The following is a 15044-nucleotide window of genomic DNA, read 5'->3' on the forward strand; positions in this document are numbered from 1 at the left end:
CCTGCAGAGTTGGTCTGCGGGCGGTTACAATGCTGTCTTTGATAAAAATCGCAGATTATTGATCTGCCCTCAGGAATAGCAAGATGAAAACAGCACAAGAACTCCGCGTTGGTAACGTAGTAATGCTCGGCACTGATCCTATGGTCGTATTGAAGGCTGAATACAGCCGCTCTGGTCGCAACTCTTCCGTTGTGAAAATGAAGTTCAAGAACCTCATTTCTGGCGCACCCAACGAGGGCGTTTACAAAGCCGACGACAAATTTGATGTTGTCATTCTTGATAAAAAAGATTGCACCTACTCCTATTTTGCCGATCCAATGTATGTATTTATGGATACTGAATACAACCAATATGAAGTTGAAGCAGAGTTCATGGGCGATGCCCTTCATTACCTCGAAGAAGGTATGCCTTGTGAAGTAGTGTTCTACGAAGGTAAAGCACTTTCAGTTGCGATGCCTAACTCCTTGGTTCGTGAAATTATTTATACCGAGCCAGCAGTAAAAGGTGATACAAGCTCAGGCAAAGTATTGAAGAACGCAAAGCTAGCTACCGGTTATGAATTACAGGTTCCTTTATTCTGCAACACCGGTGACAAGATTGAAATTGATACCCGCACTGGTGAATACCGCAGTCGCGCTAATTAATTAGCAAGCTGCAATGTTAAAAAGCCCGCTAGTAGCGGGCTTTTTTATTGGATCAAGTCAAACTCACTGAGTAAACCCTTTGCATGCTGATATTCAGCTTGTTTTTGTAACTCATCCCAGCTGGCTGCACTGGCTATTGGCATCAAGCGACTGAGTCGTAATCTGGATTCAACTTGCTTGGCTGATGAAACTCTGAGTTTAGCTAGCAACTCATCAGCCAGATCTGGACGATTACAAATTAAGACTGCATCACAACCAGCCTCCAGGGCCAACTCGGCACCTTTCACCACCGATCCTGCCACGCTAGCACCTTCCATGGAGAGGTCATCACTAAAAATCACCCCCTGAAAGCCCAACTCTTGTCGCAGAACAGAGTGAAGCCAGATTCTTGAGAAGCCGGCTGGGAGCTTATCAACCTGAGGATAGATGACATGGGCAGGCATCACTGCAGCCAAACTCAGGTCAAGCCATTCATAAGGCTTGGCATCGTCATTGAGGATGTCATCTAGAGAGCGCTCGTCGACCGGAATGGCGATATGTGAATCGGCCTCTGCCCATCCATGACCTGGAAAGTGTTTACCGCAATTGGCCATACCAGCCATTCGTAAGCCTTCATTCAGACTCTTTGCTAGAGCGAAAACAATTTGGGGATCACGACCAAATGATCTATCACCAATCACGGCGCTGCGCCCGAAATCTAAATCTAGTACTGGCGTGAAGCTGAAATCTACCCCGCAAGCCCTAAGCTCGGCTGCTAATACATAGCCACAGGCAGTCGCCGCTGCCATCGCTAATGCTGCAGACTCAGCAGCATGCTTTGATTGGTGCTTACCCATCCAAAGCTCACCCAATTTTCTCATCGCGGGCAAATGGGTGAAGCCATCAGACTTACAACGCTGCACACGACCACCTTCATGATCAATCGAGATCAAGACATCAGGGCGTAGCTTCTTAATCTCTGCAGTCAGTTTGCTGAGTTGCTTGCGATTAGAAAAGTTTCTACCAAATAAGATTACTCCGCCTGTCAGTGGGTGCAAAATGCGGCGGCGATCTTCTGCATTGAGCTCTTGACCAATAACATCTAAGGTCACCGGTCCCGGTGAAGATGGATTAAGCGCTTGAGCCATTTCTGTTCCTAATTTATTGTTGTTTAGTCACAATCACAAAAGCAATCGCCATGTCTACCTCATCGCTTACGGTAACCTGAGCCTGCCACTGCTTTTCTGCCATAAATATAGCCAAGGCACCTGAATAACTTGTAACTGGCTTGCCACTAGCTTCATTCAAGGTCTGCAATGAGCGCCAGGTCATTGGCATTCTCATCCCTAGACCAATTGCCTTGGAGAAGGCTTCTTTAGCAGCAAAACGAGTTGCCAAGAAAGCCATACCCCGCTTGGGGTTACGGGCTAAACGGGCTTTGAAAATCAGCATCTCATCTGGGCCCAGAATTCTCTCCGCTAAACGTCCTTGCGTACGATCATAAGCCGCTTGTAAGCGCTCGATCTTCAAAATATCGGTACCAATACCAACAATCATGATGCGTGCTGTCTGCCCTGCTTCATCAGGGCTTTCATATCGATAATAGCTTTTTGCCAACCCTTGAAGAGGGCTTCAGCCACAATCGCATGACCGATATTCAATTCAGATAACTCGGCAATAGCTGCGATCGGCAGAACATTGCTTTCGTTCAGGCCATGACCAGCATTAACTCTGAGACCCAAACTTTTACCAAACTGAGCAGCTTTTTGAATACGCTCTATCTCAGCAGCCTGCTCTACTCCAGCAAGATCTGCATAACGTCCAGTATGCAGTTCAATTACTGTTGCGCCCACATCTTTAGCCGCCTGAATTTGATTTACTGCAGGATCAATAAAAAGCGAGACCCGAATACCTGCGGCTTGTAATTGCTGAGTAGCGGCTTTGACAGCAGCAAAATGGCTCACTACATCTAAACCGCCCTCAGTTGTTACCTCTTCCCGTTTTTCTGGCACTAGACATACATCATGTGGCTTTACTTGACAGGCAATTGCCAGCATCTCAGGCGTAACCGCACACTCTAAATTCATGCGGGTTTTGATTAATGGGCGTAAAGCCAAGAGGTCAGCATCTTTGATGTGGCGACGATCTTCACGCAAGTGCAAGGTAATTAAATCTGCACCAGCTTCTTCTGCCAACTGGGCTGCCCGAATGGGATCAGGATAGCGAGTACCTCGTGCATTACGCAAGGTAGCGACATGATCAATATTGACACCAAGCTCAAGAATTGGAGAAGGGCTCATAGCAATAGATTACTGGAATTTATGAGGAGGCTAGATTTTCTTGAGATCAATCAAGATCTGACGGGTCGTCAGGACTTGATCCTGAAGATGCAATCCCAACAGAAAGCGCATCAGCTGTTTACTTTGGGCAAGAGTTACCGGATCAGAAAAATGACCAACTGCAATATTGAGCAGAGATTGACCACTCAAAACTGGCCAGTGACCAGGGTCATCCGCCTGCACTGGTCTTACGCCTCTTTCAGGCTGGTAAACATACTGCAGAGATGGCTCGGGTTTATCTTGGGTTTCTACACAATGGTCTAAGGCTGCGGCATAACCCGTTTCTTGTAATAGCGCTAACTCAAAAGGACGCAATATTTCTTCTAGGCCCTTAGATTCAAACTCGAGATTAGAAAGCGCTGTAATGGTTTCTGTATAGCGATCGTAGAGTCTTTCATAGTCATCTTCACGAGCCAGGAATTTCACTAGCAGCTCGTTCAAATAAAAACCACATAGCAGTGCATCACCAACCAAGGCAGGAGTACCACCAACCCACTCCGATTTAGTTAAGGTACGCAGCTCTGACTTACCGCTCCACGAAACTAGGAGCGGCTGAAAACGCTGTAATACGGGGCGCAGAACAGAGTGTGGGCGCTTGGCACCTTTAGCAATCAGAGCCATACGACCATGTTGCCTAGTAAAGACATCCAAGATGAGACTGGTCTCTTTATAGGGAATACTGTGCAATACGAAAGCGGGCTCGTCAACGATCCGGATCGAAGCCATTTATTCCAAACCTTGCGCCCGGAGTTCAGCGCGATCATCTGCCCAGCCACGCTTGACTTTGACCCAAGTCTCTAAGAAGACTTTGCCATCAAATAGTTTTTCCATATCGATACGCGCATCAGTCGATATTTTCTTAAGGCGCTCACCCTTCTCACCAATGATCATAGCCTTGTGACTATCGCGATCTACCAGAATTGTGGCCGCGATCCGGCGCATCCGACCATCCATTTTAAATTGATCAATCACTACCGTACTGGTATAGGGCAACTCATCACCAGTAAAGCGAAATACTTTTTCACGCAGAATCTCTGCCGCTAAAAAACGCTCATTGCGATCAGTTAATGTATCTGGGTCATAGACTGCTTCGGCCTCAGGTAGGTAGCCCTCCAATGTATCAAGCAAGCGAGTAATGTCAGGTGGACTTTTGGCACTCATCGGGACGATCTCAGCAAACTCGCATTGATTTTGGTCCTCGTGGCCCCCTAATTCACTCCAAGGGCGGCTCATTTCTTTCATGAAATTCAGCAGCGCTTGATCTCGCTCAGACGGGGTCTGGAAACGGCTATTGAATAAATCCAGTTTATTCAGCACTAGCACTACTGGCAAATCAGCCGGTAGAAGCTTTAACACCTTCTTATCATCCTCACCCCAGTAACCTGCTTCAATAATGAAACAAGCGACATTCACATCTTGAAGCGCAGTGGTTACCGTGCGGTTAAGTGCTTTATTGAGAGTATTCAGTAAGCGAGTCTGAAAGCCAGGTGTATCAATAAAGATGAATTGGGCATTCTCGCGCGTCTGAATACCCAAAATACGATGGCGAGTAGTCTGCGCTTTGCGAGAAGTAATGCTGATCTTTTGTCCGACCAAAGCATTCAGCAAAGTCGACTTGCCCATATTGGGTCGACCAACAATAGCGATAGTGCCGCATCTAAACACAGTTAGCCCTTCAGCTTTAGATTCAATTGCTCTTCACCAGCATCTTGCTTGGCCGCTTTCTTCTTGGCTGCCCTGGTCTTTTTGGGTTTACGCGATTCTTGTGGCAATGCTTTGAGTATGGCAGCAAGCGCCAATTTAGCCGCACCCTGCTCTGCCGCTCGGCGTGAGGCGCCTTCGCCCTTGACTGCAATCTTGAGATTCGGAATTAAACATTCCACTTCAAACTGTTGATTGTGAGCAGCGCCCGTAGTGCCGGTCACATTGTAGGTTGGTAATGGCAGCTGGTAGCTTTGTAGACATTCCTGTAAAAGCGTTTTATCGTCTTTACCTAATGTTTTAGGATCAACATGCTGCAAGATCAAGGAATACAGTTTACGCAGACAGGATTTCGCAGAATCAAATCCACCATCCAAAAAAATAGCTCCTGTAACAGCTTCTAAGGTATCGGCCAAGATTGAAGGACGTCTAAAGCCGCCACTCTTAAGCTCGCCCTCTCCTAAACGGAGGTAGTCTGACAAAGCAAGTGATTGTGCGATTTCATAAAGTGCTTGTTGCTTAACCAGATTGGCGCGCACCCGAGAGAGGTCGCCCTCATCTAAATCAGAGTACCGTTCGTACAACATCTCAGCGACCACGCAATTGAGAACGGAGTCCCCCAAGAACTCAAGGCGCTCATTATTCTTTTTACTATGACTACGATGTGTCAATGCCTGCGTCAGCAGCTCAGGTTTCTTGAAGGTATACCCCAAGCGCTCTTGCAGCGGACCGATATCGATGACAGCGCGTGCGTTCATGATTTAGTTAAAGCCACCAATACGACCTAGTGAACCTAAATTCAGCCAAACAAAGAAGGCTTTACCAACAATATTTTGATCAGGGACAAAGCCCCAATAACGTGAGTCCGCACTGTTATCGCGGTTATCACCCATTGCAAAGTAGCTTCCAGGCGGGACAGTACAAACTAAACCAGCATTGACGTAGTGGCATGCCTCAAAGCCAGGAAAACGTTCAGCTGGGAACATGCCTACTGGACGATCAGGATCATTAATAATCTCGTGATGATTACCACCAAGATCAGTAGGGAATGATTCGGTAAAACGCTTGGCATAGTGCATGCTCTCTGGATCAAGATAAGGCTCACCATTGCTATAACCTAACGCTTGGCCATTAATTTTTAAGCGTTTGTCTTGATACTCAATCACATCGCCAGGCAAAGCAACGATGCGTTTAATGTAATCAACTGACTCATCACGAGGATAGCGGAACACCACTACATCACCGCGTTGAGGGGAGCCCAATTCAATCACTTTTTGATTGATGACTGGCAAACGAATGCCGTAAGTGAATTTATTCACCAAGATGAAATCGCCAATTTGCAAAGTCGGAATCATCGAGCCCGATGGAATCTTGAAAGGTTCAACAATAAAAGAACGCAGAATGAATACAGCGCAAATCACAGGAAAGAAACTAGCGGAGTACTCAAGCCAGAGCGGCATACGCTCAATTCCAGCAGCACGACGTTGTGGTGCGAAATGTAATTTATCAGCGACCCAGGCAATCCCAGAGATGATGACGAGGACAAAAAGAATCAGTGCGAAGTTCATTAATCATCCACCTGTAATATGGCAAGAAATGCCTCTTGAGGGATCTCTACGTTACCAACCTGTTTCATGCGCTTCTTACCCTCTTTCTGTTTCTCTAATAATTTACGCTTTCGAGAAATATCACCGCCGTAACATTTTGCTAAGACGTTCTTCCGCAGAGCCTTCACGTTTTCGCGGGCCACAATATTGCTTCCAATCGCTGCCTGAATCGCAACATCAAACATTTGACGTGGAATAATGCCGCGCATTTTGGCAACTACTTCACGGCCCCGATGTTGGCTGTTACTGCGGTGAACGATGACGGATAAGGCATCAACTCGCTCACCATTAATCAAGATATCAACCTTCACCACATCGGCAGGGCGGTATTCTTTGAACTCATAATCCATTGAGGCATAACCTCTTGAGATCGACTTCAGACGATCAAAGAAATCCATCACAATCTCGGCCATCGGTAACTCATAGGTCAACTGCACTTGTCGGCCGAGATAGTTCATCCCAGTCTGAATGCCCCGCTTACCTACGCACAAAGTAATGATGGAACCCACATACTCTTGTGGCATATACAGGTTGACGGTGACAATCGGCTCAAAAATCGTATCGGTCTTGCTAGGCTCTGGCATCTTGGATGGGTTATCCACCATCACGATTTCGCCATCAGATTGCTTCACCTGATAGACCACTGTTGGCGCAGTCGTAATCAGATTCATTCCATACTGACGCTCTAAACGCTCTTGCACAATCTCCATGTGGAGCAAACCTAGGAAACCACAGCGGAAGCCAAAACCCAGCGCTTGAGAAACTTCTGGCTCATAGAGGAGTGAAGCATCGTTCAGCTTGAGTTTCTCTAAAGACTCCCGCAACTGATCGTATTCACTAGCCTCGACTGGATATAGTCCAGCAAAGACCTGTGACTTCACTTCCTTGAAGCCTGGTAAGGGGTCTGGCGAAGGAGTGCGGCCCTGCTGACCGGGCGCATGAGTAACAGTGTCACCGACCTTAGCAGCCTTCAGCTCCTTAATGCCGGCGATGATGAAACCCACCTGTCCTGCGGAGAGTTCCGGGCGATCGATCGATTTAGGGCTAAATACTCCAACATGCTCAACTAAGTGCGTTGAGCCATTGGCCATCAATGTAATTTTGTCTTTAGGCTTAAGGGTGCCATTCACGACCCGCACCAACATCACGACGCCGACATAGTTATCAAACCACGAGTCGATGATTAAAGCCTGCAAGGGAGCAGATGCATCCCCTTTCGGGGGCGGCACACGGCGGATCATTTCTTCGATCACATCAGCTACACCTAAGCCAGTTTTTGCAGAACAGGTGACCGCATCAGTTGCATCAATTCCAATGACATCTTCAATTTCTTGTTTGGCACGTTCAGGATCTGCCTGGGGCAAATCAATCTTGTTGAGAACTGGTACCACCTCAACACCCAGCTCAATTGCGGTGTAACAGTTAGCCACGGTTTGTGCTTCAACACCTTGACTCGCATCCACCACTAAGAGCGCACCCTCACATGCCGAAAGTGATCGACTTACTTCATAAGAAAAGTCAACGTGTCCTGGGGTATCAATAAGATTAAGGTTGTATACCTTGCCATCTTTGGCTTTGTAGTTCAGTGCGGCTGTTTGCGCTTTGATGGTGATGCCGCGCTCTCGCTCGATATCCATCGAGTCCAGAACCTGCGCCTCCATCTCACGATCTGAAAGTCCACCGCACAACTGAATAATGCGATCAGCCAAGGTCGACTTGCCGTGATCAATATGGGCGATGATAGAAAAATTGCGGATTAAATCCATGGCGTCTTGTTAGCTCAATCAAAAAACGCCTTGTCAGAACGCACCACAATGATGCGCTGCAAAAAGCCGTCTTATGGAGAATTGTAATGGGTGAACCTAAACCCAGCCTGAAGCTGGATTTAGAGGTCAAAAAGGGCCTATTTTGGCCTTACAGGAATCACTAGGGTGCTATCACCTCGGCGGACAAAAACTGGCACAGCCCTATTGGAATCAAGCCCTTTGACCAGAGACTCAAACTGCTTGACTCCGGTAATGTCGCTATCGGCAACCCTCACAATAATGTCCCCAGTCCTAATACCCGCACGTGCCAAGGGGCCATCCACCAAACTAGTTACTTCAACCCCAGATTTGAGGCCCATATCCTTTTTCTTAGCATCTGACAATTCGGTCACTGCAACCCCAAAGCCATTATTGGTCGCCCCAGAGTTATTGCTAGAGCTTTCTGATTTCTTCAGGGGGCCTGAATTATTTTCAGTGTCTGACACTGTAATACTCAATTCACGGGAAGCTCCTTTACGCCACACCTGAACGCTAGCTACAGTACCAGGACGTGTGTCCCCTACCACTCTGGGTAAATCGCTGGCTTTATTGATGTCACGTCCATTGAAGCTCAAAATGACATCGCCCGCCTCCATACCACCAATTGCTGCAGGACCACCAGCTTCTACATTACGTACAAATGCACCACGGGGCTTACCCAGACCCAAACTCTCGGCCACTTCTTTAGTCATATCACCTAAAGCCACACCAATTCGACCTCGAACTAATTTGCCATTGGTTCGCAGCTGATCGGCAACACGCATCGCTTCATCAATCGGAATCGCAAAAGAGATTCCCATATAACCACCAGAGCGACTAAAGATTTGTGAATTAATACCAATGACTTGACCTGCGGTATTGAGCAAAGGTCCGCCTGAGTTTCCGGGATTGACTGCTACGTCAGTTTGAATAAATGGCAAGTAATCACCAGTATCTCGACTCTTTGCCGAGACAATGCCAGCAGTAACGGTGTTCTCCAAACCAAAGGGTGAGCCAATCGCCAAGACCCACTCGCCTACACGGACTTTAGAAGAGTCGCCCAATGGAAGTCGGGGCAAATCATGGGCATCGATTCGAACCACAGCAACATCAGTACGTTTATCCATTCCCAATAATTTGGCTTTGAATTCGCGCTTGTCTGTGAGGGTCACGTAAATAGTTGTGGCGCCTTCTACGACGTGGGCATTCGTCAAAATCAAACCGTTTGAATCAATGACAAATCCCGATCCTACGCCACGCTCAGCCTCTTGTGGCTTTCCCGAGTTAGGTTGCTGGGGTTTTGGGGTATTTGGAATTCCTGGGATGGGCACCCCAAAGAAGCGGCGAAAGAATTCAGCTTGATCTTCAGGCATGCCTGGAATACCACCTTGTGCTTGTTGCACTACGACATTTTCAGTTGTCCGAATATTCACTACTGCAGGACTGGCGCGCTCAACCAAATCAGCAAAGTCAGGAATAGTGACGCGGGGATTCTGCGCCAAGGCGCTAGGAGAGAAAAATGCCTGTCCCAAGACAAGCGCAGCTAAAAATGCGATTGAAAACTTTTTCATCATGCCCTAAACCTACTGAGTTAATGCCAATGCAGCCAATATCAATTGAATATTAGTTTACTTTGCCAAAAACCAGTGAGCCATTAGTACCCCCAAAGCCAAAATTGTTTTTCAGGGCGTAATCTATCTTCATATCCCGCGCTGTGTTGGCACAGTAGTCCAAATCACATTCAGGATCTTGATTAAAGATATTAATGGTGGGGGGAGATTTTTGATGATGCAAAGCGAGGATAGTAAATACAGACTCTAAGCCGCCAGCACCACCCAAAAGATGGCCCGTCATCGACTTGGTAGAGTTAATCACCGCTTTCTTGGCGTGATCGCCCAGAGCTGCTTTGATCGCTTCAGTCTCATTCTTGTCACCAAGAGGCGTTGAAGTACCGTGGGCATTGAGATATTGAATCTGATCGGCATTTAAACCTGCGTCACGAATCGCATTGACCATGCAGCGACGGGGGCCATCCATATTGGGTGCAGTCATGTGATAAGCGTCGCCACTCATGCCGAAGCCAACGAGCTCACAGTAAATCTTGGCGCCACGTGCTTTTGCGTGTTCGTATTCCTCAAGGACAACAACGCCAGCACCCTCTCCCAATACAAAACCATCGCGGTCTTTATCCCATGGACGCGAAGCAGTCGCAGGATCATCATTCCGGGTTGAAAGTGCACGAGCAGCAGCAAAACCGCCAACACCTAATGGTGAAATCGTTGACTCTGCTCCCCCGGCAACCATGACATCGGCATCGCCGTACTGAATTAAGCGTGCCGCTAAGCCAATACTATGAAGGCCGGTTGTACAGGCAGTCACTGCGGCAACGTTAGGGCCTTTGAGGCCAAACAAGATACTCAAGTGGCCAGAGATCATATTAATGATCGAGCCGGGCACAAAGAAAGGTGAGATACGACGGGGTCCGCGAGACAAATACTCTGCATCCGTCTCTTCAATTAACGGTAGACCGCCAATACCAGAGCCGACCATCACGCCTACTCTCTCGGCATTAGCATCATTAATCTCTAAACCACTGTCGCGAATGGCTTGTGTGCCAGCAGCAATGCCGTAATGGATAAAGGTATCCATATGGCGCGCCTCTTTGGCAGAGACGTACTCTTCTACATTGAAGTCTTTGACCTCGCCAGCAAAATGCACGCCCAGCGCTGCGTGATCAAATTTCGTGATGGTAGCAATGCCCGACTTGCCTGCAAGCAAGTTAGACCAAGCTACATCGACTGAATTACCGACAGGTGAAATAAGACCTAAGCCGGTAATTACAACCCGGCGTCGGCCATTTGATGCTGACACGAAAATACCTGAGCTCGGGAATTAACCCTGAGCTTTAGATTTAGCGAAGTCGATCGCGAGCTGAACGGTGGTGATTTTTTCGGCTTCCTCATCAGGAATTTCAATACCGAATTCATCTTCCAAAGCCATTACTAACTCAACAGTGTCAAGAGAGTCAGCGCCCAGGTCATTCACAAAAGAAGATTCATTCTTGATATCTCCTTCAGCGACGCCCAATTGCTCAGCGACGATTTTCTTAACGCGTTGTTCGATGTTATCCATTAAGTCCCCCAAGGGTTGTAAAAAAACGATTTGAGGATTTTATCAGCTTGTTGGACTAAATCAGCAAATCCGCTAAAACCCAATAAAATCCATAGCTTAGCGAGATCAGGCTAAATAGAGCCCGCCATTGACATGAAGCGTATTTCCAGTGATGTAATCAGCAGCTGGTGAAGCCAAGAATACGACTGCTTGCGCGACATCCTCTGGAGTCCCCAAACGGGCCAATGGAATATTCGCTTTCAGTGCATTTTGTTGCTCTTCGCTTAGAGCGCGAGTCATATCCGTATCAATAAAGCCAGGCGCAACACAATTCACCGTAATGTTACGGCTGCCAATTTCTCTAGCAAGAGCGCGCGTCATTCCAGAGACCCCTGCCTTAGCAGCAGCATAGTTCGCCTGTCCTGGGTTGCCCATATGCCCCACGATTGAGGTGATATTGATAATTCGGCCAGCACGCGCTTTCATCATCGGACGCAAAACCGCCTGCGACAATCTGAAAACCGCGCTCAGATTGGTATCAATCACATCTGTCCATTCCTCGGACTTCATGCGCATCGCTAATTGGTCTTTGGTAATGCCAGCGTTGTTAACCAATATATCGATCCCACCAAATTCTTTAACAATCAAATCGATAATCTCTTCACAAGCCTTTGAATCAGTCACATTCAGAGCCATGCCCTTACCACCATTCGACTTCAGACGGGCATCAATCGCTTGAGCTCCCGCCTCAGTCGTGGCCGTACCGATCACTTTGGCACCAGACTGCATTAAGGCATCCGCAATCGCTTGGCCAATTCCACGCGATGCTCCAGTTACTAAGGCAATTTTTCCGTTGAGATCGAGATTCATATTCTTTTATATTCCGTAATCAATAGTCCACTGCTGGTTTATTTCACACTCTTAAATACTTCTTGCAAACTGGCTTCATCAAACATCGGCAGGCCTGTAACCTGATCATTAATCCGTTTGGCCAAACCAGCCAATACTTTTCCAGGGCCACATTCAATCACTTGGGTGACGCCCTGATTGGCCATCAGATTGATGGTTTCATGCCAGCGAACCGGTCTGGCCGCTTGCCGCACTAAGGCATCTTTAATGGCGGCAGGATCGCTTAAGACTTGAACATCTACGTTATTCACAACAGAGATGCTTGGGGTATTGAAAACAACACCGCTCAAATAGGTCTGTAATTTTTCGGAGGCAGGTTGCAGTAGTGAAGAATGAAATGGGGCAGAAACAGGTAATGGCAAGGCACGTTTAGCACCAGCCGCCTTCAAGAGTTCACAAGCCTTCGCTACAGCGTCGCTTGAACCCGCAATCACCACTTGCCCAGGGGCATTGAAATTTACAGCCTCGACTATCTGGCCAGAGGCTTTACTAGCTTCAGCACAAACCTGCTTTACGATCTCATCATCCAGACCCAAAATTGCCGCCATACCACCGGTACCCACTGGTACCGCAGTCTGCATTGCTTCGGCACGGAAGCGCACTAAAGGTACTGCATCCTTGAATGCGATGACACCAGCAGCAACTAAGGCAGAGTACTCACCCAGGCTGTGGCCCGCCATCATAGTGGGCGCAGGAGCGCCCTCTGCTAACCAAGCACGATAAAAAGCGACTCCAGCCGTCAACATGACGGGCTGGGTATTGGTAGTTAAAGACAAGGTCTCAGCAGGGCCCTCAGCAATCAGTTGAGCCACATCCTCACCTAAAGCATCTGAAGCCTCTTGCAAAACGGCCTTCACTTCAGTGCGATGCGCAATGGTATTCAACATACCTACCGATTGAGAGCCTTGGCCAGGGAAGATGAATGCAAAAGTCATTTGATCAATAGTTGTATTGAAATTTAGTATTTAAGAACCACTGCGCCCCAAGCGAAACCGCCGCCAACACCCTCTAATAATAGATGTTGGCCTCGCTGTATTTGACCAGAACGTACACCTGCATCTAGTGCAAGCGGTATGGAGGCAGCAGATGTATTGCCATGCTCATGTACTGTCACAATCACTTTGTCCATCGACATACCCATCTTGCGGGCCGTACCTTCCATGATCCGAATATTGGCTTGATGTGGCACCAACCAGTCGATTTGCTCTGGCTTGAGTCCTGCTTTGTCGATAGCCTCGATGGCAACTTGCTCAAGCACCTTAACGGCCAATTTGAACACCGCCTGGCCATCCATGGTCATAAAGGCTGAACCTTCAACTCCACCACGAACCGCTCTGCCCGGTACGCACAGAATGTCACGTTGACTGCCATCTGCATGTAAAGCGCTCGATAGAATTCCTGGCTCTGGAGAAGCTTCAAGCACTACCGCACCAGCACCATCACCAAAGAGCACGCAAGTCGTGCGATCTTTAAAATCCAAAATGCGAGAGAAGGTCTCTGCACCGATGACTAACACTTTTTTGTAAGTGCCCGTCCTAATAAAAGCATCAGCTATCGCCAATGCATAAGAAAAGCCTGCGCAAACCGCTTGCACATCGAAGGCAGCACATTGGTTGTGTGCACCTAGCTTATCCTGAACCACGCAAGCAGTACTTGGGAAACCACCCAGATGATCGGGGGTAGATGTAGCCAAAATAATGAGATCAATTTCTTGAGCGGAGCTCTTGGCACTGGCTAAAGCAGCCTGAGCTGCTTTGACTGCAAGATCGCTAGTGAGCTCATTTTCAGCAGCGAAGTGACGTGCAGAAATTCCACTGCGGGTAAAAATCCATTCATCACTCGTTTCTACTCCGCTCTTTGCTAAGCGCTCAACCAGATCTTGATTTGTCAGGCGCTGCTCTGGCAGATAACTGCCGGTTCCTGCCACCCGAGAATACATACTCATGCTTTAGTCTCCGCCACAAAGTCCTGTGCGATTCGTTCTACCATCTTATTCTTAGCTGCCTCATATGCACGATCTAAAGCAAAACCAAAGGCAAACCGGTCGGCTGAGCCATGACTTTTGATCACGCAACCCCGCAAACCCAACAATACAGCACCGTTATACCGGCGATGGTCTACTCGCTTACGCACTCTCAACAAGGGGACCATGGCGCAGATCGCCATGATTTTGGTCATCAGTGAGCGATTAAACTCCTCCCGAATCAAGCCGCTCATCATCTTAGCCAATCCTTCACTCGCCTTCAGAACCACATTACCAACAAAGCCATCACATACCACGATGTCGGTTGTGCCTTTAAAGATGTCGTTACCTTCAACATTGCCATAAAAATTCAGTTTGCTTGCACGCAAAAGTTCTGCAGTTTGCTTAACTACTTCATTACCTTTAATGACTTCTTCGCCAATATTCAGCAGTCCAATGGAAGGGCGATCTTTACCATCGACTACTTGAACCATTACGCTCGCCATTTGAGCAAACTGCAATAAATGCATAGGCTCACAGTCAGCGTTCGCACCTAAATCCAGCATCGTCGTACCGCGCCCCAACTCATTAGGAATTGCAGTGGCGATAGCAGGACGGTCAACTCCATCAAGCGTTTTAAGCACATAACGAGAGATTGCCATCAAAGCGCCAGTGTTTCCAGATGAAATCACAGCGTCGGCCAAACCTTCCTTCACTTGCTCGATAGCAACACGCATTGATGAGTCTTTTTTACGGCGCAAGGCAATCTCGATTGGATCGTCCATCAAAACAACCTCGCTTGCAGGAACAATTTGAATTTGCTCTAAAAGCGTTTTGGAATAGGGTTTTAAGGCGAGCTTCAGTTGCTCAGGGTCTCCAACCAAGGAGATTCTGACATCAGGGTGTTTTTCAAGGAAGTCGCAGCAAGCGGGAATAGTGACTACGACCCCATGGTCTCCGCCCATGGCATCAATAGCGAGAGTGACACTCATAAGCTGATTGAATAC

At 47.8% G+C, this 15044-nt stretch carries 16 protein-coding genes; 1 reads left to right on the forward strand and 15 read right to left on the reverse strand.

From position 1 onward, the window contains the following. Positions 1–83: 83 nt before the first annotated feature. Positions 84–644 carry an elongation factor P gene (gene efp, locus AOC06_RS06270; protein ID WP_215379534.1) on the forward strand — a complete coding sequence of 187 codons (561 nt, stop codon included), beginning with the start codon at positions 84–86 and terminating at the stop codon, positions 642–644. Between the two features lie 44 nt (positions 645–688). On the opposite strand, the gene nagZ is transcribed toward efp, so the two are convergent. The 15 genes from nagZ to plsX form a co-directional block, all read right to left on the reverse strand. Further along, complete coding sequence (gene nagZ / locus AOC06_RS06275) at positions 689–1771, reverse strand: beta-N-acetylhexosaminidase (protein WP_215379536.1); 1083 nt, start codon at positions 1769–1771, stop codon at positions 689–691. Between the two features lie 13 nt (positions 1772–1784). Further along, positions 1785–2180, reverse strand: coding sequence for a holo-ACP synthase (gene acpS / locus AOC06_RS06280; RefSeq protein ID WP_215379538.1), 396 nt, complete (start codon positions 2178–2180; stop codon positions 1785–1787). Further along, positions 2177–2923 (reverse strand): pyridoxine 5'-phosphate synthase, encoded by a 747-nt coding sequence (gene pdxJ / locus AOC06_RS06285; protein ID WP_215379540.1) that lies wholly within the window; start codon positions 2921–2923, stop codon positions 2177–2179. Before pdxJ ends, acpS begins: the two co-directional genes overlap by 4 nt. Before the next feature lie 30 nt (positions 2924–2953). Further along, positions 2954–3688, reverse strand: coding sequence for a DNA repair protein RecO (gene recO / locus AOC06_RS06290; protein WP_215379541.1), 735 nt, complete (start codon positions 3686–3688; stop codon positions 2954–2956). After that, complete coding sequence (era, locus tag AOC06_RS06295; RefSeq protein ID WP_439650699.1) at positions 3689–4585, reverse strand: GTPase Era; 897 nt, start codon at positions 4583–4585, stop codon at positions 3689–3691. Positions 4586–4629: 44 nt separating this feature from the next. Continuing rightward, positions 4630–5421, reverse strand: a complete 792-nt coding sequence (rnc, locus tag AOC06_RS06300) for a ribonuclease III (protein ID WP_371818423.1) — start codon at positions 5419–5421, stop codon at positions 4630–4632. Positions 5422–5424: 3 nt separating this feature from the next. Further along, a complete protein-coding gene (lepB, locus tag AOC06_RS06305) occupies positions 5425–6231 on the reverse strand; it encodes a signal peptidase I (protein ID WP_215379544.1) in 807 nt (268 codons plus the stop codon). Next, positions 6231–8036 carry a translation elongation factor 4 gene (gene lepA, locus AOC06_RS06310; protein WP_215351439.1) on the reverse strand — a complete coding sequence of 602 codons (1806 nt, stop codon included), beginning with the start codon at positions 8034–8036 and terminating at the stop codon, positions 6231–6233. Before lepA ends, lepB begins: the two co-directional genes overlap by 1 nt. 137 nt (positions 8037–8173) lie before the next feature. Continuing rightward, the gene (locus AOC06_RS06315; protein WP_215379546.1) at positions 8174–9628 is read right to left on the reverse strand and encodes a DegQ family serine endoprotease; all 1455 of its coding nucleotides are present in this window, start codon (positions 9626–9628) and stop codon (positions 8174–8176) included. A gap of 49 nt (positions 9629–9677) precedes the next feature. Then, entirely contained in the window at positions 9678–10925 is a 1248-nt protein-coding gene (gene fabF, locus AOC06_RS06320; protein WP_215379547.1) for a beta-ketoacyl-ACP synthase II, read from the reverse strand. Between the two features lie 21 nt (positions 10926–10946). Beyond that, positions 10947–11186: an acyl carrier protein gene (acpP, locus tag AOC06_RS06325; RefSeq protein WP_028819177.1), complete on the reverse strand. Its 240-nt coding sequence runs from the start codon at positions 11184–11186 to the stop codon at positions 10947–10949. 105 nt (positions 11187–11291) lie between these two features. Then, positions 11292–12035, reverse strand: coding sequence for a 3-oxoacyl-ACP reductase FabG (fabG, locus tag AOC06_RS06330; protein WP_215379549.1), 744 nt, complete (start codon positions 12033–12035; stop codon positions 11292–11294). A 38-nt stretch (positions 12036–12073) separates the two neighbouring features. Continuing rightward, complete coding sequence (gene fabD / locus AOC06_RS06335) at positions 12074–13009, reverse strand: ACP S-malonyltransferase (RefSeq protein ID WP_215379550.1); 936 nt, start codon at positions 13007–13009, stop codon at positions 12074–12076. Between the two features lie 23 nt (positions 13010–13032). After that, positions 13033–14019, reverse strand: a complete 987-nt coding sequence (locus tag AOC06_RS06340; protein ID WP_305120667.1) for a beta-ketoacyl-ACP synthase III — start codon at positions 14017–14019, stop codon at positions 13033–13035. Then, positions 14016–15029: a phosphate acyltransferase PlsX gene (gene plsX / locus AOC06_RS06345; RefSeq protein ID WP_215379551.1), complete on the reverse strand. Its 1014-nt coding sequence runs from the start codon at positions 15027–15029 to the stop codon at positions 14016–14018. The genes AOC06_RS06340 and plsX overlap by 4 nt, the downstream gene beginning before the upstream one ends. Between the last annotated feature and the right edge of the window lie 15 nt (positions 15030–15044).

It is taken from the genome of Polynucleobacter paludilacus (genome assembly GCF_018687595.1).
GTDB lineage: Bacteria > Pseudomonadota > Gammaproteobacteria > Burkholderiales > Burkholderiaceae > Polynucleobacter > Polynucleobacter paludilacus.

Excerpts from the sequence above, each read along its gene's own strand:
- lepB (WP_215379544.1), bottom strand. The coding sequence starts at position 6,231 with ATGAACTTCGCACTGATTCTTTTTGTCCTCGTCATCATCTCTGGGATT.
- efp (WP_215379534.1), top strand. The coding sequence starts at position 84 with ATGAAAACAGCACAAGAACTCCGCGTTGGTAACGTAGTAATGCTCGGC.
- recO (WP_215379541.1), bottom strand. The coding sequence starts at position 3,688 with ATGGCTTCGATCCGGATCGTTGACGAGCCCGCTTTCGTATTGCACAGT.
- plsX (WP_215379551.1), bottom strand. The coding sequence starts at position 15,029 with ATGAGTGTCACTCTCGCTATTGATGCCATGGGCGGAGACCATGGGGTC.
- acpS (WP_215379538.1), bottom strand. The coding sequence starts at position 2,180 with ATGATTGTTGGTATTGGTACCGATATTTTGAAGATCGAGCGCTTACAA.
- lepA (WP_215351439.1), bottom strand. The coding sequence starts at position 8,036 with ATGGATTTAATCCGCAATTTTTCTATCATCGCCCATATTGATCACGGC.
- era (WP_439650699.1), bottom strand. The coding sequence starts at position 4,585 with ATGGGCAAGTCGACTTTGCTGAATGCTTTGGTCGGACAAAAGATCAGC.
- nagZ (WP_215379536.1), bottom strand. The coding sequence starts at position 1,771 with ATGGCTCAAGCGCTTAATCCATCTTCACCGGGACCGGTGACCTTAGAT.
- acpP (WP_028819177.1), bottom strand. The coding sequence starts at position 11,186 with ATGGATAACATCGAACAACGCGTTAAGAAAATCGTCGCTGAGCAATTG.
- rnc (WP_371818423.1), bottom strand. The coding sequence starts at position 5,421 with ATGAACGCACGCGCTGTCATCGATATCGGTCCGCTGCAAGAGCGCTTG.
- AOC06_RS06315 (WP_215379546.1), bottom strand. The coding sequence starts at position 9,628 with ATGATGAAAAAGTTTTCAATCGCATTTTTAGCTGCGCTTGTCTTGGGA.
- AOC06_RS06340 (WP_305120667.1), bottom strand. The coding sequence starts at position 14,019 with ATGAGTATGTATTCTCGGGTGGCAGGAACCGGCAGTTATCTGCCAGAG.
- pdxJ (WP_215379540.1), bottom strand. The coding sequence starts at position 2,923 with ATGAGCCCTTCTCCAATTCTTGAGCTTGGTGTCAATATTGATCATGTC.
- fabG (WP_215379549.1), bottom strand. The coding sequence starts at position 12,035 with ATGAATCTCGATCTCAACGGAAAAATTGCCTTAGTAACTGGAGCATCG.
- fabD (WP_215379550.1), bottom strand. The coding sequence starts at position 13,009 with ATGACTTTTGCATTCATCTTCCCTGGCCAAGGCTCTCAATCGGTAGGT.